A 19,164-nucleotide genomic window follows, 5' to 3' on the forward strand; every position below is an offset into this window, starting at 1 on the left:
TTAACAATACCGCTCTTTCATTATCTTAAAATGTCATTCATTTTTTCATTAAATCGTTCAACAACGGCTTCTAATTCAGCCAGTAACGGCGTCACTTGCTCATAACTTTTCGTTTGATTCCATTTTAGAATAATGTCTTCCGCCAGTTCATGAAGTTGGTCATGATCGCCTTTAATTAATGTTACTTCTTGATGATTTGGATCTGTTTGGGCTAATTTTTCAAGGTGTCGCCCTAAATTACATACCTTACCCGTCGATACATCTTCAACTGAGAGTTCCACAAACCCATGAATCGCATTTCTCACTTGCCAATACAGACGTAAATGATCGGTACGGGCCACTTCTCTTAAGCTATCTCGGTCAAGCGCTTTGTAGTAAGGTAAAGCTCTTTGTTTAATCGCATAATTTTTCTCACTAATATGATAGATACCTTGTCCTGTTTCTCTTGAGAGTGTATAGAGTTGATTTGATTCATGCGCCACATGGTCGATTTTCGCTGAAATCTCTTGTGTCGTCGCCGCTTGTTGTTCGATACTGGCCGACATGTTTTCAACGTAATCATTAAGACCATCCATATCATTCACAATCAAATCAATCGTCATATTTGATTCGGTTAACCTTACTTTATTCGTTTCAAACGTACTAACCGCTTCGGTCATCGCTTCGCTAGATGCTGTAATTTCACTTGAAAGTTCTTGAATGATGTCATCAATTTGGTCAAGTGAAGCTTTCGTGTGTGCGGCTAACTTTGTAATCTCACTCGCAACGACACTAAAACCTTTCCCGTGTTCACCGGCACGCGCTGCTTCAATCGAAGCGTTGAGCGCTAAGAGATTCGTTTGATCCGCAACACCATCAATAATGGCCGTCACTTTCTCAATCGCTTCGGCCTTTTGCTTCACATCCGACAGCCGTGATTCAACTTGTCTCACCGATTGATAGGCCCCGTCAATGCCCTGGGCAGCTTGTTCGAGTTCACCTTTAGCATTTGCCGCTTTCTCAGTCGTTGACTGAGCTTTTTCAGCTGATTGCTGACTTAAGTTAGCGACATCTTCAATCGCATCGCGCATTTCACTTGTCGACGCTTGAATGTCAGCACTGCTTCTTTTCTGCGTATCAATGAGCTCCAGCAAATGGTGCACCGAATCAAGTGACGTGATTTGATTCATTAACGCTAAATTTTCAGTGAACATCGTCCGTAATTGACTGTTTTTCAGTTCCAACAAGTTATTAATCTCTGACGTGATTGGATGATCAAAAGATAGGTAGGCATCCTGATCATGATGATTAACCCCATCATACTGGGCATTAACTTGATAAACACGCGAGAGTTCTTCTTCTAGACCTTGTAAAGGATTGTCTAGTTGTTTCGATTGTTTTCTTTTAAACATGTTTGTCACCTTTATCGTTTTGACTTAGTCGTTTGATTCAAGGGCTGCGTGGAACTCAGCAATGAGCATCTCTTGATAACTCGCGTCAAAAGCACCGGCGAGTAAACGTGGGAACGCTTCTTGTTTAAGACGGTTCCAACTCATTTCTTCTTGACCGACGATAATCGGATAGAAATGGACCCCATTTTTCTTAGCTGCATCTAAATCTCCCGGTGCATCTCCAACCATCACGACTTGGTTTTCACGGTAGTTAAATCCCAGTAAATCATGAATACACTTTGCTTTTGAGCCTGCTTCTTGACCGAGGAGGACATCGACATACTCACCTAAACCGTGACGGGTCCACTCTTCTAGGACGGCCGTTGTGTTAGCACTTGAGACAATCGCCACATCGGCCTCTTGACTGATCGCTTTTAATCCTTCTTTTACACCATCAAACGGTTTGTCAACATCAGACAAGTTACCGATCGCTTCATTGACTTTTTCGCTCCACAGTAAACCTAACTTCAATTCTTCTTCGCCAGATGCTTCATAGGCTTGTTTCAAGGCACGGTTTGATAATTCTGGTGTTTCTTCGGTCCATTTCTTTAACGCTTTAAACGGCGCGACGTCCATACCGCGTTCATAGGCGACATCAAAAGATAACACTAAGCCTTTAAAGCGGTTGATGCCGCGTGTCATTGAATACAGATTTAATTCATTCCACAAACGGAGGAATGCATCTTCAATTTTCTCTAAGCCAAACACCTCAATAATTTTCGGTCCGAAACATTCGATGTGTTTGACATCCATCGTATCCATGGCACAGCCGTCAGAATCAACGCAGACGAGTACGTTGTGCTTTTTGTGAAAATCAACTAAATTTGTGTTCATGTTGGTTACCCCTTTGTTTTAAAACAGGGTTATCACAAGTGATAACCCTGTCGTTATTTATTTTTACTTACTGTTTTTTTCTCTTACACACCTGAGTATGCGTGGAAGCCACCATCAATTGGTAACACAACGCCTGAGACGAAACTTGAATATTTGGCATCTGCTAAGAAAAGAACAGCACCTACTAATTCTTCAGGATCACCGAAACGTTCCATTGGTGTCGCGTTAATGATTTTTTGTGAACGCGCGGTATATGAACCGTCTTCGTTTAAAAGTAATTTCTCGTTTTGTTTTGTAACTAAGAAGCCTGGTGCGATTGCGTTGACACGGACACCAGCTTTAGACATATAAGTCGCTAACCATTCAGTAAAGTTACTGACTGCCGCTTTACCACCTGAGTAGGCTGGAATTTTTGTCAGTGGTGTGAACGCGTTCATCGATGATACGTTAATAATCGTCGCACCTTTACGCTCCGCCATGTCTTTTCCGAACACTTGTGATGGTAATAATGTTCCTAAGTAGTTTAGGTCCATAACAAAACCAATGCCTTTTGGATCTAAATCAAAGAATGTTTTAAGGTCTGGATTGGCTTTCGTTTTTTCAACATCATAGAACTCATCATCTGATGTCCCTTTAGGGTTGTTCCCACCGGCACCGTTTAGAAGAATATCAACGCCGCCGTAAACCTCATCAACTTTTGCTTTAGCCGCTTTAAGTGACTCAACGTCAAGGACGTTTGCTGCTACACCAATCGCTTTACCACCGTCTGAAACGATTTCTTCAGCAATCTTGTTCGCTGCTTCTTCTTGTAAATCCATAACGACAACATTTGCGCCTGCTTCAGCTAAGGCTTTACAGAAATAGCTACCGAGGACACCGCCACCGCCTGTCACTGCTGCGACTTTACCGGATAAATCAAATTTGTGTTCTTTCATCTTCATTTCCTCCCTTAGTGATCTTTGTTTTATCTGTTTCGTTCATGTTCATTGTTGCTAATCATTTATCTTACTTGTGAGTAAGAATGAATCAATTTATAGACAGCATGGCCGTAAGCAATGCTTTCCTAAGACCTAAATAATTGCCTTTTACATTTATACTAATTTTTTCAAGGAAAGTGGTATGCGTAAAACAGCCAAAATAGGTATGTTTTAGTTTTTAGGTTGTTCACTCGGGTGTCTTAGTTTTGCATCCCTTACGTTCATGCGTGTACACATGATTTAGTACTGTCGACGCTTGTTTTCAGCTTCCCATAAACCATTTAGATAAGTCGCACCAAGCGCGCGGTCATATAAGCCGTAACCTGGTTTACCTGTTTCACCCCAAATCATCCGACCGTGGTCCGGACGAATTGGGCCGGTGTAATCAAAGTCTTTCATGGCACGAATCACTTCGTACATATCAATTGAACCTGTTTCAGAGAGGTGTGGCGATTCTTGGAATGAACGTGTGCCTGATAATTTTACATTACGCGCATGGACAAAGTTCACGCGGTTCTTTTTACCGAAGTAACGTAACATCTCTGGGAAGTCATTTTCAGGTACCGCACCGAGTGATCCACTACACATCGTCAAACCATTGTTTGGTGAATCATACAGGTTAATGAAACGCTCTAAGTTCTCTTTATTTGTGATGATTCGTGGTAACCCAAAGATATCAAATGGTGGGTCATCTGGATGAATCGCCATCTTTATGCACTGGCTTCTGCGACGGGCATGATTTCTTTAATGAAGTAACCAAGGTTTTCCCAAAGTTTTTCATGATCGACTTGTTTATAGTGATCAAACAATGTTTGTAGTTCTTCTTTTTCGTAGCTTGAATCCCAACCTGGCAGTGATAACTCACCCGTTAGTGGATCCATCTTTTCAACAACCTCTTCTTCGAAAATGAGCGCGGTTGAACCATCCTCTAATTCATAATCAAGTGATGAACGGGTCCAGTCAAAGACTGGCATGAAGTTGTAACAAACAACGGGAATGCCTGCTTCACCTAAGTTCTTCAGTGTTGTTTTATAGTTTTCAATATACTGATCACGTGTCGGTAAACCGATTTTAATATCTTCATGTACCGGTACACTTTCAATCACGGATAATTCTAAGCCATGCTTTTCGATTTCTGATTTTAACGCTTTGATTTTATCAAGCGGCCATACTTCACCAACTGGAATGTCGTAGATTGCTGTCACAATCCCTTTCATACCTGGAATTTGGCGAATCTTTTCTAAAGTAACTGGATCTTCTTTACCGTACCAACGAAATGTCATTTCCATTATTATTTACCCCTTTGTTTTATAAGTTAAGTGTGTCTTTTTACAATTTATAAATTAAAATACCGCTTCGCATTGTAATAACAAATATTTTCAATCAATGGTTGAACAAGTGTATCGTCATTTGGTACTTCTCCATCTTCTATCCATTCCCCAACGAGGTTACAGAGTATGCGGCGGAAGTATTCATGGCGACTATAGGAGATAAAGCTTCGTGAATCCGTCAACATCCCAACAAAGTGCATTAACAGTCCTGCTTCACTCAGTGACTTCAATTGTCGATCCATGCCGTATTTTGTGTCGTTGAACCACCAACCTGAGCCGAATTGAATTTTTCCTTTAATACCGGCTTCGGTTTGGAAGTTTTGCATCGTCGTCCCAACAATATCGTTATACGTTGGGTTTAAGTTATAGAGAATCGTTTTTGGTAAATGCCCCGTCACTTCACAACTGTTAAGTAAGCCGTTTAATTTTGCGGCGACGTTTGCTTGGTCATTGATTGAGTCAAAGCCACTATCTGGACCGAGTTGTTCAAACATCTTTTTGTTGTTGTTGCGAATCGCACCGAAGTGGATTTGCATCACCCACCCCCGCTTCGTGTAGTCTTTGGCGAGCACATTGATGACGGCTGTTTTAAATTGTTCTTCTTCAGTTAACGTCACTGCTTCACCTGATAACGCTTTAGTAAAGACGGCGCTGACTTCTTCTGGTGTATACTCGGCGTATGGTACTTCACCAAGACCATGATCAGCTAAGCGACCACCTGCCTCATGGAAGTATGCCACCCGTTCAAGTAACGCTTCGGTGAAGGCATCGTAACTGTTAATCTCTTTCCCTGTCACCTCAGCAAGGAGTGAGACAAACGGAAGGAAGGTAGGTTTATTAATTTCTACCCCTTTATCCGGACGGAAGGTTGGCAGCACCTTGACGTCGAACCCTTCTGTTTGTAGCTGTTTATGAAACCTAAGATCATCAGTTGGATCATCCGTCGTATTAATGAGGACAACGTTTGAGCGTTTGATTAAGTTCTGCGCACTGTAGTCGGGTTGACTCAGTAAGGCATTGGCTTGTTCCCAAATCGCTTCGGCGGTGTCAGGCCCCAATAAGTCTTCTATTCCAAAATATTTCTTAAGTTCTAAATGTGTCCAGTGGTACAGCGGGTTACCGAGCGTTTGCGGTACAACCTCTGCCCATTTTAAAAACTTTTCTTTATCCGTTGCCGCACCGGTAATATAATACTCATCGATGCCACTGGCACGTAAGGCGCGCCACTTATAGTGGTCACCTGCTAGCCAAAGTTCGGTAATATTTTTAAATTGTTTATCTTCTGCAATCTCCGCTGGAGGTAAGTGGCAGTGATAATCGATAATCGGTAAATCTTTCGCAAACTCGTGATATAAACGTTTTGCAGTGTCATTCTTTAACATAAAGTCGTCATGGATAAACGCCATCGGTCTCACCCTTTCTACTTAGCTCGATCTATTCTTACTTGCTTGTAGTGTATTTAATTTGTTACCTTACTTCATTTAAACGCGCGACAAATTGACTAGCAACTTCAGCCACACTGTCATAGTTTCCGCCTGAGACATCTTTCGTGAGCGCACTCCCGATGCCAACCGCATAAGCTCCTTTTCCGACCCATTCGTGTAAGTTATCAATCGAAACACCACCTGATGGCATCATCTCTGCGTGTGGGATTGGCCCTTTCACGTCTTTAATGAAGCCAGGTCCAAGCAATGATCCAGGGAAGAGCTTGACAACGTCGACACCTGATTCTAGCGCACTCATCACTTCGGTAATTGAACCACAACCTGGTAAATAAGGAATGCTGTAGCGATTACATACCGTCGCGATATCTTTATTGAAGTGTGGGCTTACCACATACTTCGCACCGTGTAAAATCGCAATCCGCGCTGTCTCACCATCAAGGACCGTTCCGGCACCGACGATCATATCTTCAACACCAAGAGCACTTAAGGCTTCAATCGCACGTTCAGCACCTGGTGTTGAAAAAGTAATTTCAAGTGACTTAATCCCGCCTTCATAGACTTTCTTACCGATCGCGATGGCGTCATCTGCGGACTTGCCACGAACGACAGCAACAAGATACGCATCATGCATTTGTTTCAATGTTTCATGTTTTGTTAAGACCATTTGTTTGACCTCTCTTCACTGGAATTTATTGAGTTTCGTTATGTTTATTGATCACACTTGTATACTAGCATACACGAAAAACGTTTTCAATAGGTTTGCTTCACTCTTTTCTTAAAAAACTAAAGATTTTATGCATTTAGCAGATTTTAAAAATCCCCCAGCACTTACCTCTTTATTTACTGGCCTGTTATAGCTTCGCTTGCCATTTATTTGCCCAGACATTATTGTTAGGCTGACCTTTAAAGGTTGATTTCCCTTCTAACTTATCAATCAGTTGTGTGATATTCTCTTCATTTTCATGGTACGCATTAATGAAGGTTTTCACCATCGTCGCATCATGTAAGTGGGTCGTAAAATTAAGCGAAGCAAAGACGGTTGGTACTTCATAGACATACCAAGGGACTTCATTTGACATCGCTGTCTTCCACTGGATGCGGTAGTTGTTTTGCGCACCGTAGCCAATCACGTTCGCAATTACGAGCGCCAAATCGACTTCCTCGCGATATTTAAGCGTTTCACCTTTCACACGTGTGGTACCGTCATTGATGGTCACTTCATAGCCACGTTTTTCTAATTCCGCTTTCACAACGTCACCAGCGTTAGTGCCGGTTGACTGGAGCCCGCCTTTTTCACCTTCTAATAAATAGAGACGGACACGTTTATGAGTTGCTGGACTAATTGGTAAGTTCCCTTGCGTATCTTTGACGAGCGTAATTCCTTTATCTGCTGCATCTTTACGCATTTTGAGGTGTTCTTCTGAACCGACAACCGAGAGCGCTTCTTTATCTTTTAACAATGTGCCCTCTTGTTGTTTCACATGTAAGTTGAGTTTTGCTTTTAAGCCTAATATCCGGCGCAGGGCGTCTGTCATACGGTCTTCAGTAATCACACCTTTTTGATAACCTTGTAACATAAAGTTAAAATCTTCTTCTAAGTTATTGAAGAATAAAAACATATCACAACCAGCTTGAATCGCACGTGGTACGTAGTCTTCACGGCGCATAGCCGCTGTCATACCGAGCATATGTGACGCATCCGTAATAACCATCCCGTTGAAGTCTAATTTTTCCTTCAATAACTCTTGCGTGAGTTCTTCTGCTAGTGTGGCTGGTAAAATATCTTCATCTTTTAAGTCTGGGTTAAGTGCTTTTTGATAGGCCGGTAAGGCAATATGTCCGGCCATAATCATTTCAACGCCCTCATTAATATGGTGGCGATAAACCCGGCCAAATGAATCTTCCCATTCATCAACGGATAATTCATTAACGCCTAAGACAAGGTGTTGATCACGTTCTTCTGTCCCGTCACCAGGCCAGTGTTTAATACATTGGATAATCTCTGACTGCGTTAAGCCTTTTAAGTACGCATCCGTATATTTAATCACGTCACTTGCGTTCGTGCCGTAGGCACGGGTATTCACAATCGTATTACGCCAGTTTTTTAAAATATCGACACATGGATCAAAGTTAACATTCACACCAAGTGCAGTTGCTTCTCGTCCTGAGACGTATCCAGCATTATAAGCAACGGACGTGTCAAGCGCAGCTTCCGCTTGTGCTCCTGAGGCGATATAAGTCCCATGTTTACACGCCCCGTTACCACCGGCATCACAGTTTGCCGCAACGAGTAAGGGGATTTTCGAATGACTTTGAAGTTCATTGAGTAAGTCTTGCACCGTTTCGGACTCTGCCCCCATATAACGTGCGCCGCCAATATGATACTTTTCTAAAATTTCTTTGTTAGTAAGGTCATTCCCACTGAATTTATCTTCACCAAAGAAGAACAGGTTGGTAAATAACTGTCCAACTTTCTCACGATCAGACATACCTTTAATCGTTTCTTCTACCCATTTGATTTGACTATCATCTAATTGATACGGTTTTTTTGTTAAATCAACATATTTACCCAAACGAATCGACTCCTTTATTTTCATCTTTTCTATTTGTTTTACCTGTTATTTCTACTACATCTATTAATCACATGTCTACTTATTACATAGCGACATCTTCTGATGCTTTTTTCGCATCCGCCCGCTCTTTACGGCGACGCATTTTTAGATCTTCTTGAATGTCTGCCATCTTCTCTTTTGTGAGAGGATAAAACTTCATCGCCGTTAATGCCACAATCCAAGCAAAAACGAGTACGCCAACGAATAGAAACATCCCTGCCCAGAATAGGCCGGGTGTATATGTTGTGTTCACATCTGGGAACACTTCACTAAACCCAACGTAAGCGAGTGTTAAACCAATCACTGTTTGCGCAAGAGACGACACCATTTTGTCAACGAATGAGAAGATGGTTCCCATGACCCCAGGTGCGTAGCGACCGGTTTTATGGGTTTCATAGTCCGTGACATCAGGAATCATCGGAATGACAAGACCCCCAGAGAGCGTTCTCAGACCATTACCCACCACATAAAAGAGAATGAAACTAACCGTTAAGAAGTTCCAACTCCCTAAGCGAATCGTCGTTGGATCACCAAGCCATAGCATGAGGAACATACCAAGGAAGGTGAGAATCGCGAGTTGAGTGACGACAATAAATCCTTTACGTGTGCCGACTTTACTCGCGTAACGCGTCCCGTAGACGGCTATTAAAATATTCGGTATGAGCATCACGCCAGCAAGCGTGCCGTAAAGACTAAAGTCCCCAATAATGACACCAAACAGAACCACCATGACGATGGAATTCATCGCAATTTGCATGCCTAATTTTTCCGTTGAAGCAGCTAAGATTAACATTTGTAACGGACGATTGCCTTTAATAATTGTGACCATATCTTTGATCGTGATCTTCACTGCTTTACCGGTTCCGAAGTTTTCACTCACGTCACTTGACCAAATACCAGCAATCGCCATGGCGCTTAAGATACCGGTTACAATAATCGCCGTTATCGTAAATTCAGCGAACAAAGCACTTGAATTTAAGCTGCCGTACTTTGGCGCTAAATAATTCGATAAATACATCGGTACGGCCGCAAACAGAATAGACGTTAAACTAATATCAAACGTTGAAAACAGTGGACGCTGACTTGGGTCGGTCGTAATAACGGATTGACCTGACTTTGTGACAGCCGTTTGGAACGTGTACCCCACAATGTACAACACATATAACACGATGAAGTACGGTAATTTAAACATTTCTGGCACTAAGTGATTAGTAAAGAATAATAGCGCGGTTGTTGTACTCATTAAGAGATAACCACCTAAAATGAACGGTCGAAATTTCCCGAACTTTCCGTTCGTCTTATCAATCCACAAACCAATTATCGGATCCGTAATCCCGTCAAATACGCGGCTACCCGAAATTACCGTTGATACAATGACTGTTCCAAGTCCAACAACACCCGAAGCGTAATACGCTACGTTCATCATAAGGAACATAAAAATATTTGTCGCGGTGTTGTTTGTTGAAAAGAAAGCCATTTGCCATACTTTTGCCCGGCGATAGTCTCCCTCTTCCGTAGCCGTTTGTCTTTGTTCGGCCGCGCTGATGAGGCGTTTGTTTTGATCATCCATATTGTTGTCCTCCTTAAATTTCGGTTACAATATTTATCTCTTTTTATCTATACATAAGAAAACGCTTACTGTTTATACTTGTATACTAGCATGCAATAAAAGATTACACAACCCCTTTTTCATTATTTTTTAAAAACTTGACTGATAGTCCGTCTTTTTTCCGGTTGTTCCACCATACTTTTCACGCTTTCTATGAGAAAAAGCTGGTTTTAACTATATCCATGCACCCAATCAATAAGACTGTCAGGCAAGTAAATTCAACCACGTATCTTTGATAATAAGCAAAAAATGAAAGCATGATAACCGTCGTCATCATGCTTTCATGTATTATTATAGAGACTGTATCAGCTCTCTGATAAGTTTTCTTCACGGCGTCTTTGTAATTCCGTTTGAACTTCTTGCATTTTCTCTTTAGATAGCGGATAAAACTTCATGGCAACAAGTGAAATAATCCACGCAATCATTAACGTCCCAATGAAAAGGAAAGTCCCTACCCAGAAAAGACTGTCTGTATAAGGCGTGTCTACATCTGGGAAGACTTCTCGGAAACCAATCATCGCAAGTAAGACACCAATTAATGTTTGAGCAAGTGATGAAATCATCTTATCAACAAATGAGAAAATTGTTCCCATAACACCCGGTGCATAGCGACCCGTTAAATACGTTTCGTAATCGGTCACATCTGGAATCATCGGGATAACGAGCCCACCTGAAAGTGTTCTTACTCCTGTTCCAAAGACATAAGCAATTAAAAACGCAATCGTCATAAAGTTCCAGTTGCCCATACGAATTGCTGTTGGCTCACCTAACCATAATAGTAAGAACATCGACGTAAACGCTATCATAGAAAGCCACGTCGAAACAATGTAACCTTTTTTCGTACCAAACTTAGAAGCAAAACCCGTACCGAAGAGGACAAGAATGATATTTGGAATCATCATAATCCCCGCTAGTGTTCCGTAAAGTGAGAAGTCACCAATAATAATACCGAAGATCACAACCATAACAATCGAGTTCGTTGCCACTTGTTGACCAAGTTTATCCGTTGACGCAGCAACAATCAGCATTTGTAAGGCACGATTTCCTTTAAGAATGGTTACCATATCTTTAAAGGTAATTTTAACAGCTTTACCGGTACCGAAGTTTTCACTGATATCACTTGACCAAATACCGATCACGGCAAGTAATGTCAACACACCTGAAATAGCAATAAATGTTAGAGAAAACTCATGGAATAATGCCTCTGTATTTGCCGTAAAGCCACCGTATTTTGGTACTAGATAACTTGATAAATAGATAGGCGCCGCAGCAAATAATATAGATGTTAACGTAATATCAAAAGTAGAGAATAATGGCCGTTGAGCAGGATCCGTTGTAATAACCGATTGCCCTGATTTTGTGACAGCTGTTTGGAATGTATAACCGATAATATAAATCATATAAAGTAATACAAAATAAATCAGACGCATACTTTCTGGTGCGTGTTGATTCGTAAAGAACATCAACAAAACAGCGACGGTCATCGTTAAGTATCCCATTAACATGAAAGGTCTAAACTTACCGAACTTTCCGTCTGTCTTATCAATCCACAAACCAATAATTGGATCAGTAACTCCATCAAAAATACGCGAACCGGTAATAAGCGTTGAAACAACCACCGTCCCAAGACCAATCGGGCCTGTCGCAAAGTAAGCGACATTCATCATCAGAAACATAAAAATATTTGTCGCCGTATTATTAGCGGCAAAGAAGCCCATCTGCCAAATTTTCGCTCGGCGATACTTACCTTCTTGTTTTGCTATTTGTTTTGCTTTCCCCTCGGCGACAATGCGTTGCTGATCGTTATCCATCTTCATAGTGAACTCTCCTTTTTCTCGGTGTTTTTTTGAAAACGTTTCCTTATGTACTAGTATACTAGCATCCTGGAATCGTTTTGACTAGTCTTTTTTTAAATTTTTTAAAAAATACTTTACTTTTTACTTTTTTGTTCACAAATCCCCTTAACTGTCTATCATTTTTTAAAACTGACTTTTCTTTAATTGTATATAGAAACTAATGATAAGGGTTGATTAATTAGGGAAAACCACATAGAATACTAGTATTACGGTTGAAACCAATAAGCACCAATACAACGTATACTAGTTTATAGAAAAGAGGACGAGTAGGATGATGACGATATTAGAACGCCATTCAGGCGAAAATAACCGTGACTTTGCTTACCGCACGGTCAAACAGGCGATTATGACATTAGAATTAGAACCTGGACAACCAATCAGTGAAATCGAGATTGCTGAACAGTTAGGCATCTCCCGCACACCGATTCGTGAAGTCATTGCTAAATTAAAAGAAGAATATTTAGTTGAAGTCACACCACAAGTAGGCACGTACGTGTCAAAGATTCAGCCGCAACTCGTTGAAGAAGCAGTCTTTACTCGAGCGACATTAGAGCGGGAATTACTAAAGCTTGCTTGCGAGGATTTTCCTGAAGATATTTTAACTGAGTTAAAGATTAGTCTCATGCGCCAAGAACAATTGTTTAAACAACAAGGAACCGAACAAGAATTCCATGAACTTGATAAAGAGTTCCACTTTTTAATCTTTAAAGGAGTTAAAAAAGAACACGTTTGGGGCGCCATTACTCGTCTTAGCACGCACTATAATCGGATTCGTTTACTGTCTGAGATTGAATTTAGTTTTGAGAACGCACTCAAACAACATAAGCGCATTGTTGAAATCATCGACACCAAAGCTCTTAGTTTAGTCAACCCAATGATTGATGAACACATTTTAGCACCAACGAAAAAGTGGCACAAACTGTACCAAGAAGATAGTGAATTTAGTCATTACTTTGATAACGCTTATAAATCTCCAGGATATAAATAAGTCACATCACTTTAGATAGTATATAAAACAGCACCAAGTGAAGCTTTCTCACTTGGTGCTGTTTTTTTCTTATGATCAGACAACAGAAGTTAAATGATATTTTTGCCTGTGCGTCCTGTCATTTTTAGTAGCGAGATAATCTGATTTTTTGCTTCAGAATCAGGTAAGCGCTCAATCATATCTCTAGGATAAAACAGTTTATGATCCGAACGCGTCTTACCCGAGATGGCATCAACAATCGTTGACAAACGTGAGAGCTCAATAAGTTCGTCATCCGGTGTCAACAGATAAATCGGGACGCGTTCATTCGATTCTCCTGGCCGATAAAAATCATAGGGTAAATCAGATGTCGAGTCTTCAACTAAGTAATACGTTGGATCGAGTCCAACGGACTCGAAGGCACCATAGAGCATTTGCCAATCTTTCGCATCAAAATCGATGTGATGAGAAACGAATTTAAATAACCGTCGGTTCACAAACCGGTCACATAAATCGCTTAAGATAAAATCCGTTTCTTCCATCCATTGCTGAAAATAGAACATGACAATCGTTTCGTCTAATTGAACATAGTCCGTAAGAGTGACATCTCCTTTAAAAAATGATAAGAAATGATCTGGTGTTTGTTTAAAGTGATACCCGCTTTGGTACAGCTCTTTCACCCGATGGAGTATACGTGATAAAATCACTTCTGCCGAACGACTTACTGGGTGAAAATACACTTGCCAGTGCATTTGATAGCGACTTAAAATATAGTCTTCGACCGCATGCATTCCGGTTTGTTTAATAACGACTTGTTCTTTTTTCGGTCGCATGACTCTCAGCAAGCGTTCTAAGTCAAACTGACCGTAACTAACCCCTGTGAAATAAGCGTCCCGAAGCAGATAGTCCATTCTATCCGCATCAATCTGGCTTGAAATTAAACTGACGACTAATTGGTCCTCATGGCTTTTGTTTATGACCGCAGCGACTTCCTCCGGGAAAGTATCGGCTACCTTACGTAAAATCGCATTTACTTCGGTGTCACCTAAAATAATCGCTTTGGTATAGTTTTCATGATCTAAATCAAACACTTTTTCAAATGAATGCGAAAAAGGCCCGTGTCCTAAATCGTGAAGCAAACTTGCGGCGAGCGCCAGCAGGCGTTGGTCTTCACTCCAAGCGTCTCTTCCGGTAAAATTTTCAGTAATTCGGCGAACAAGTTCATAAACGCCAAGCGAATGATTAAACCGCGAATGTTCGGCTCCGTGGAAGGTTAAGTAACTCGTCCCAAGTTGTTTAATCCGGCGCAGGCGCTGAAATTCTTTCGTTCCGATCAAGTCCCAAATGACTTTATATCTGACATGGATATAACGATGCACCGGGTCTTTGAACACTTTTTCTTCCGTGAGTTGTTCACAGCGATAACTCATCTTTATTGCCTCCCTTACTATACGTATGTGTTGAGCGATGAATCATTAAGGATGTCCGTCTAGTTATACTATACACGTTTTTAACGTTATCTGTTTCATTCTGTTGAAAACGAATGGGATATATTCCTTCATTATAGCATATCCAAACCTTTTCACGCGAAAACAAAGCGAACGAGTCGCTTATTTTGTTATTTTTTCGTATAATGAAACAGATGAATTTAGAGGTGATTAAATGAAACATTGGACAACGATTATTCCATCAGAAACCGTGCGGTTTCTTGATGACACACAAAAAAATATCAAACCTTATCAATCTTTCGCGATTGATGATACGCTGATCGAAACGATTGATCACTCACAACCCGTCATTAGGTTATGGCGTCATCATCCGTATGTTATTTTAGGTATTGCGGATACGAAGCTTCCTTATCTAACGGATGGGGTAGCCTTTTTAAACAAACATGGCTACAATGTCGTCGTTAGAAACTCCGGTGGCTTAGCTGTTGTTGCCGATGACGGCGTGCTAAGTCTTTCACTTATCTTACCTGAAGCCAAGACAACGTCGATTAATGAAGGTTATGAAAAAATGGTCGCTTTTGTCAGGGAATTACTTAAACCGTGGACTGATAACATTGACGCCTTCGAAGTCGTTGGGTCGTATTGTCCCGGTGACTATGACTTAAGTATTGGCGGCAAAAAATTCGCCGGCATTTCACAGCGCCGAGTTAAAAACGGACTCAGTGTACAAATCTATTTAGCCTTAACAGCTGACAACCAACAACGAGCCAAACTGATTCAACAGTTTTACAAGCTAGCCAAACAAGGCGAAGATACACGTTTCACGTATCCTGAAGTTGACCCAGATACGATGGAATCACTCACAACTCTTGTTGGACAAACACTCGATACTAATCAGTTAGTCACACGGATCAAAACGGTACTGAGCGAACATTTTTCCATCAAGGAAGAGCCATTAACAGAAGAAGAACAAATGATTTTCGCTAAGCGCGAACAACAAATGATTGACCGCAACAAAAAAGCACTGGGACCGTTATTTTAGTCCCAGTGCTTTTTGTGTGTGTTATTTTTTCTATCTTTCAAGAGAAATTCATCAAATGGGAAGTAAAGTAGCCAACTTTACCCCAAGTATTTTTATAAAGCTTGAGCGGCCGTAATAATCGCCAGCTTATACACGTCATCTGCGTTACAGCCACGTGATAAGTCATTTACCGGTGCATTTAACCCTTGCAAGATTGGACCAACGGCATCGTAGTTACCGAGACGCTGAGCAATCTTGTAACCAATATTTCCTGCCTCTAAGCTAGGGAAGACAAACACGTTAGCATCACCTTGGATTTCTGAATCCGGTGCTTTTTTCTGAGCAACACTTGGTACAAACGCTGCATCAAATTGGAATTCCCCGTCTAAGACAAGGTTCGGTGCTAAGTCTTTTGCGATTTTTACAGCTTCTGATACTTTGTCTGTTTCTTCTGATTTTGCTGAGCCTTTTGTTGAAAAACTTAACATGGCCACACGTGGTCAATATCAAAGAGTTCAGCTGTTTCAGCTGAAGCAATCGCAATTTCAGCTAAATCTTGACTATTAGGCGCAATGTTGATGGCACAATCGGCGAAGACATACTTTTCTTCTTCACGTACCATGACAAATACACCCGATGTTTTTTTAATACCTGGTTTTGTTTTAATGATTTGTAGTGCGGGACGTACCGTATCTGCTGTTGAGTGAGCCGCTCCACTAACTAGACCGTCTGCTTTACCCATATAAACGAGCATCGTACCGAAGTAATTTTCGTCTTTTAACATCTCACGTGCTTGTTCAACTGTGGCTTTACCTTTACGACGTTCTACAAAGCTGTCGACCATTGCATCAAAGTCGGCATAATCTTCAGGATTAACGACTTCTACATTGTTTAATGTTGAGTTTAAATCCGCCGCTTGCTGTTCTAGTTCTTCGCGTTTACCTACTAATACAGGTGTGATAATTCCTTCCGCTGCTAATTTACTTGCTGCTTCTAGAATTCGATCATCAGAACCCTCAGGAAAGACGATTTTCTTAGCACTGCCTGCCAATTGATCTTGTAATGTATCAAATAAGTTGCTCATGTGTATTCCCTCCAACTCGTATTCTGTTATATATAATACGCCTTTTTTGTTACATTTTAAAGTGTTTCGGCTTATTTCTTAAAATTCTTTTTATTTACGTAAAATAATGTTCACAATTTCACTCGATCTTACTCAAAAAAGCAATCAGTTTAAACATGACATAGGATTTCTATAGCCTTTTTTTAATAAGACAGACATCTTTTATTCCTCCTCGCATATAGATAAATAATGACACATGACTAAAGTGAGGTGAACAAATGGCTGTTGTCAATCATACAGAAGAAGATGTGAATTTACTGGCTCGTTTAATGCGTGCCGAAGCAGAGGGGGACGGTAAATTAGGCATGTTGATGGTAGGTAATACAGGGGTTAATCGTGTCATTAGTGACTGTTTAGACTTTAGGCAACTACGCTCGATTCGCGATATGGTCTATCAATCGCCTGGTGGATTTGAAGCCACTCAAAAAGGCTACTTTTATCAACGCGCGAGAGAACAAGATAAAGATCTCGCTAGACGCGTGATTAAAGGCGAACGCTTCCATCCTGCTGACAGGTCACTCTGGTTTTTTATGCCTGAAGGTGATTGTCCTGCTCAGTGGTATGGTCAGTGGAATACCGGAAGGTATAAGTCACATTGTTTCTTTGCGCCACTCGCAAGTGTTTGTCCGCGTGTTTAATTAAATTAAAAGGAGTGTTTTATGTATGTCTGAAGAAATGCGTCAACAAATGCCTCATCCATTTATGCCCGGAATGAAACAACCGATGCCGTTTCAACCAGCTCCGTGGCAAGACCCTCAAATGCCTAGTGGTCAGTGGCCAGGTGGCGGGTGGCAATCTCAGCCGCAACCACAATCTTGGTCTCAACCACAACCTTGGCCATGGCCACAACCAACACCACAGCAACCATCTTGGCCAACGTTCCCTCAGTGGCCTCAACCTGATGGGCAATTAAGAATTGAAGAATCTTATATAGAAAACATTTTAAGATTAAACCGCGGGAAAGTGGCAACTGTCTATATGACATTTGAAAATAACGACCGTTGGAATGCGAAAGTATTTAAAGGTGTTGTTGAAGCCGCAGGACGTGATCATATCATTTTAAGTGATGTTGAAACGGACATGCGCTACTTATTATTAACGATTTACCTTGATTACATTACATTTGATGAAGAGATTAATTACGAGTATCCTATTCGTTAATCTGTGACAATAAAAAGAACCCACCAATATTTTAGTCTACGATCGGACTATTTCCGACTCGACCAGACGTATTGGTGGGTTTATTTCTATATTGTGACGGCCTCAACTTTTATCAACGCTTCACGCTTTAATTAAAAGTCTAGTAACGAACCGCTACCTTGTTCAAACTGATCCTCTTCATCTGACTGAACAGCTGGCGAGGTATTCGGTTGATACATATCTCCCATCATCTTCTGTAATTCTAATGCCTCCGCTTGTGATTTCGTGACATTTGGTGTCTGATTCATTGATGGTTGTGGTGGGTTATTTGCTTGATCATTTCCACTGTCGCCATCATTGGCTAGTTCAGCCAGTGTTTGAATGGAGTAGAGATAGGCTTCTTTTTTCTTTTGGTTTGTTTCATTTAACGCTAATTGCGCTTGATGCATGATTTTACGAATCACATCATCTGTATTAATCATCGATTTCACCCTTATATACTTTTTTATTTTATCACCTTTGTTTTATTTTAACATAGGTATAAGGTAAGCAACAGTAAATAGACGAGCGATCACCATCGCCACTATCATCCTTTTTTAACAATAAGTAACACACGCTTAAGCGGTTAAGAAATGAGGATATTTGAATACATATTAAATAAAAAAGCTACCCTCTTCGTTCACACTGGATTAAAGGTAAGCGCCAATTGAACGGGTATATACCCATATTGAATGGAGGATTATTTTATGTCCGATAAACAGGATATTGTGCCAGTCTCTTTAAAGAATGAATCGCAGTATCAAATGCACAACCAAAAAACACAAACGAAATCAACCGTTGCTTTTCAAGTAACGAAAGAATCAACAACTTACCGTGTATATAATGGTATTGATAAATACATTCTGTATACCTGCTAAAGGGGTTGAGTGAATGATCGTTGATTACACAAAAGTTGATCATATTTATCTTGTCTGCGGTAAAACTGACATGCGTAAATCAATTGATGGCCTTGCGGCATTATACAAGGTCAGTTTAATCTAAATGTATTTGATAACTGTATCTTTCTTTTCTGTGGAGGTAGTCGCAATAAATACAAAGCGCTATTCTGGGATGGTGATGGATTTATGTTATTGTATAAACGCATTGAAAAAGGTAAAATTCAGTGGCCGCGATCGAACCGTGAGGTTCGTGATATTAGTCAACGCGAGTGAGATGGTTACTAGAAGGTTTACAGATAGACCAACCAAAAGCAATACAAAACGTTGCGCCAGCGGCGTTTTATTAGAGTAAAATAAGGATGAATTTTTATCCTTATTTTACTCTTTTTTCTTTATTGTTTATCTTACTTATGATATAATATTAGAGTGAATT

At 40.7% G+C, this 19,164-nt stretch carries 16 protein-coding genes and 2 pseudogenes; 6 read left to right on the forward strand and 12 right to left on the reverse strand.

Going from position 1 to position 19,164, the window contains the following annotated elements; translation table 11 throughout:
- Positions 1-20: 20 nt before the first annotated feature.
- From JCM19043_RS12360 to JCM19043_RS12400, 9 genes and pseudogenes are all read right to left on the reverse strand, one after another.
- Positions 21-1,391: a methyl-accepting chemotaxis protein gene (locus JCM19043_RS12360; RefSeq protein WP_062322910.1), complete on the reverse strand. Its 1,371-nt coding sequence runs from the start codon at positions 1,389-1,391 to the stop codon at positions 21-23.
- A 24-nt stretch (positions 1,392-1,415) separates the two neighbouring features.
- Complete coding sequence (locus JCM19043_RS12365) at positions 1,416-2,264, reverse strand: HAD family hydrolase (RefSeq protein ID WP_062322913.1); 849 nt, start codon at positions 2,262-2,264, stop codon at positions 1,416-1,418.
- 83 nt (positions 2,265-2,347) lie between these two features.
- Positions 2,348-3,199: an SDR family oxidoreductase gene (locus tag JCM19043_RS12370; RefSeq protein WP_369813869.1), complete on the reverse strand. Its 852-nt coding sequence runs from the start codon at positions 3,197-3,199 to the stop codon at positions 2,348-2,350.
- Between the two features lie 282 nt (positions 3,200-3,481).
- Positions 3,482-4,530: pseudogene (gene uxuA / locus JCM19043_RS12375) on the reverse strand (mannonate dehydratase).
- A gap of 47 nt (positions 4,531-4,577) precedes the next feature.
- Positions 4,578-5,978: a glucuronate isomerase gene (gene uxaC, locus JCM19043_RS12380; protein WP_062322916.1), complete on the reverse strand. Its 1,401-nt coding sequence runs from the start codon at positions 5,976-5,978 to the stop codon at positions 4,578-4,580.
- A 61-nt stretch (positions 5,979-6,039) separates the two neighbouring features.
- On the reverse strand, positions 6,040-6,681 hold the full coding sequence (locus JCM19043_RS12385) for a bifunctional 2-keto-4-hydroxyglutarate aldolase/2-keto-3-deoxy-6-phosphogluconate aldolase (protein WP_062322918.1): 642 nt from the start codon (positions 6,679-6,681) through the stop codon (positions 6,040-6,042).
- 187 nt (positions 6,682-6,868) lie between these two features.
- Positions 6,869-8,590, reverse strand: a complete 1,722-nt coding sequence (locus JCM19043_RS12390) for a glycoside hydrolase family 3 protein (RefSeq protein ID WP_062322920.1) — start codon at positions 8,588-8,590, stop codon at positions 6,869-6,871.
- Between the two features lie 82 nt (positions 8,591-8,672).
- On the reverse strand, positions 8,673-10,199 hold the full coding sequence (locus JCM19043_RS12395; RefSeq protein WP_062322922.1) for an MFS transporter: 1,527 nt from the start codon (positions 10,197-10,199) through the stop codon (positions 8,673-8,675).
- Between the two features lie 344 nt (positions 10,200-10,543).
- Positions 10,544-12,055, reverse strand: a complete 1,512-nt coding sequence (locus tag JCM19043_RS12400; protein WP_197274810.1) for an MFS transporter — start codon at positions 12,053-12,055, stop codon at positions 10,544-10,546.
- A 310-nt stretch (positions 12,056-12,365) separates the two neighbouring features.
- Here JCM19043_RS12400 and JCM19043_RS12405 point away from each other — a divergent pair, with 310 nt between their 5' ends.
- A complete protein-coding gene (locus JCM19043_RS12405; protein WP_062322924.1) occupies positions 12,366-13,082 on the forward strand; it encodes a GntR family transcriptional regulator in 717 nt (238 codons plus the stop codon).
- Positions 13,083-13,171: 89 nt separating this feature from the next.
- Here JCM19043_RS12405 and JCM19043_RS12410 read toward each other — a convergent pair whose 3' ends face one another.
- Positions 13,172-14,491: an HD domain-containing protein gene (locus tag JCM19043_RS12410; RefSeq protein WP_062322925.1), complete on the reverse strand. Its 1,320-nt coding sequence runs from the start codon at positions 14,489-14,491 to the stop codon at positions 13,172-13,174.
- A gap of 232 nt (positions 14,492-14,723) precedes the next feature.
- On the opposite strand from JCM19043_RS12410, the gene JCM19043_RS12415 reads away from it, so the two are divergent.
- Complete coding sequence (locus JCM19043_RS12415; protein ID WP_062322928.1) at positions 14,724-15,551, forward strand: biotin/lipoate A/B protein ligase family protein; 828 nt, start codon at positions 14,724-14,726, stop codon at positions 15,549-15,551.
- Positions 15,552-15,643: 92 nt separating this feature from the next.
- Here the strand turns inward: JCM19043_RS12415 and pta are convergent.
- Positions 15,644-16,614: pseudogene (gene pta, locus JCM19043_RS12420) on the reverse strand (phosphate acetyltransferase).
- Between the two features lie 257 nt (positions 16,615-16,871).
- Here pta and JCM19043_RS12425 point away from each other — a divergent pair.
- Together JCM19043_RS12425 and gerQ are read left to right on the forward strand one after the other, a co-directional pair.
- Positions 16,872-17,291, forward strand: coding sequence for a cell wall hydrolase (locus tag JCM19043_RS12425; protein WP_062322930.1), 420 nt, complete (start codon positions 16,872-16,874; stop codon positions 17,289-17,291).
- A gap of 25 nt (positions 17,292-17,316) precedes the next feature.
- Positions 17,317-17,814, forward strand: coding sequence for a spore coat protein GerQ (gerQ, locus tag JCM19043_RS12430; RefSeq protein WP_231631547.1), 498 nt, complete (start codon positions 17,317-17,319; stop codon positions 17,812-17,814).
- 131 nt (positions 17,815-17,945) lie between these two features.
- Here gerQ and JCM19043_RS12435 read toward each other — a convergent pair whose 3' ends face one another.
- On the reverse strand, positions 17,946-18,275 hold the full coding sequence (locus JCM19043_RS12435) for a DUF5327 family protein (RefSeq protein ID WP_062322932.1): 330 nt from the start codon (positions 18,273-18,275) through the stop codon (positions 17,946-17,948).
- A gap of 264 nt (positions 18,276-18,539) precedes the next feature.
- Between JCM19043_RS12435 and JCM19043_RS16550 the strand changes: the two genes are divergently transcribed.
- On the forward strand, positions 18,540-18,710 hold the full coding sequence (locus tag JCM19043_RS16550) for a hypothetical protein (protein WP_156321413.1): 171 nt from the start codon (positions 18,540-18,542) through the stop codon (positions 18,708-18,710).
- 141 nt (positions 18,711-18,851) lie between these two features.
- A complete protein-coding gene (gene tnpB, locus JCM19043_RS19010; protein WP_369813871.1) occupies positions 18,852-19,004 on the forward strand; it encodes an IS66 family insertion sequence element accessory protein TnpB in 153 nt (50 codons plus the stop codon).
- The last annotated feature ends 160 nt before the right edge of the window (positions 19,005-19,164 follow it).

This window comes from Halolactibacillus sp. JCM 19043, assembly GCF_001310395.1.
Taxonomy (GTDB): domain Bacteria; phylum Bacillota; class Bacilli; order Bacillales; family Amphibacillaceae; genus Halolactibacillus; species Halolactibacillus miurensis.

Bases quoted from the DNA above. Each gene is read 5' to 3' on its own strand.
- JCM19043_RS12360 (WP_062322910.1), bottom strand. From the start codon at position 1,391: ATGTTTAAAAGAAAACAATCGAAACAACTAGACAATCCTTTACAAGGT.
- JCM19043_RS12365 (WP_062322913.1), bottom strand. From the start codon at position 2,264: ATGAACACAAATTTAGTTGATTTTCACAAAAAGCACAACGTACTCGTC.
- JCM19043_RS12370 (WP_369813869.1), bottom strand. From the start codon at position 3,199: ATGAAAGAACACAAATTTGATTTATCCGGTAAAGTCGCAGCAGTGACA.
- uxaC (WP_062322916.1), bottom strand. From the start codon at position 5,978: ATGGCGTTTATCCATGACGACTTTATGTTAAAGAATGACACTGCAAAA.
- JCM19043_RS12385 (WP_062322918.1), bottom strand. From the start codon at position 6,681: ATGGTCTTAACAAAACATGAAACATTGAAACAAATGCATGATGCGTAT.
- JCM19043_RS12395 (WP_062322922.1), bottom strand. From the start codon at position 10,199: ATGGATGATCAAAACAAACGCCTCATCAGCGCGGCCGAACAAAGACAA.
- JCM19043_RS12400 (WP_197274810.1), bottom strand. From the start codon at position 12,055: ATGAAGATGGATAACGATCAGCAACGCATTGTCGCCGAGGGGAAAGCA.
- JCM19043_RS12405 (WP_062322924.1), top strand. From the start codon at position 12,366: ATGATGACGATATTAGAACGCCATTCAGGCGAAAATAACCGTGACTTT.
- JCM19043_RS12410 (WP_062322925.1), bottom strand. From the start codon at position 14,491: ATGAGTTATCGCTGTGAACAACTCACGGAAGAAAAAGTGTTCAAAGAC.
- JCM19043_RS12415 (WP_062322928.1), top strand. From the start codon at position 14,724: ATGAAACATTGGACAACGATTATTCCATCAGAAACCGTGCGGTTTCTT.
- JCM19043_RS12425 (WP_062322930.1), top strand. From the start codon at position 16,872: ATGGCTGTTGTCAATCATACAGAAGAAGATGTGAATTTACTGGCTCGT.
- gerQ (WP_231631547.1), top strand. From the start codon at position 17,317: ATGTCTGAAGAAATGCGTCAACAAATGCCTCATCCATTTATGCCCGGA.
- JCM19043_RS12435 (WP_062322932.1), bottom strand. From the start codon at position 18,275: ATGATTAATACAGATGATGTGATTCGTAAAATCATGCATCAAGCGCAA.
- JCM19043_RS16550 (WP_156321413.1), top strand. From the start codon at position 18,540: ATGTCCGATAAACAGGATATTGTGCCAGTCTCTTTAAAGAATGAATCG.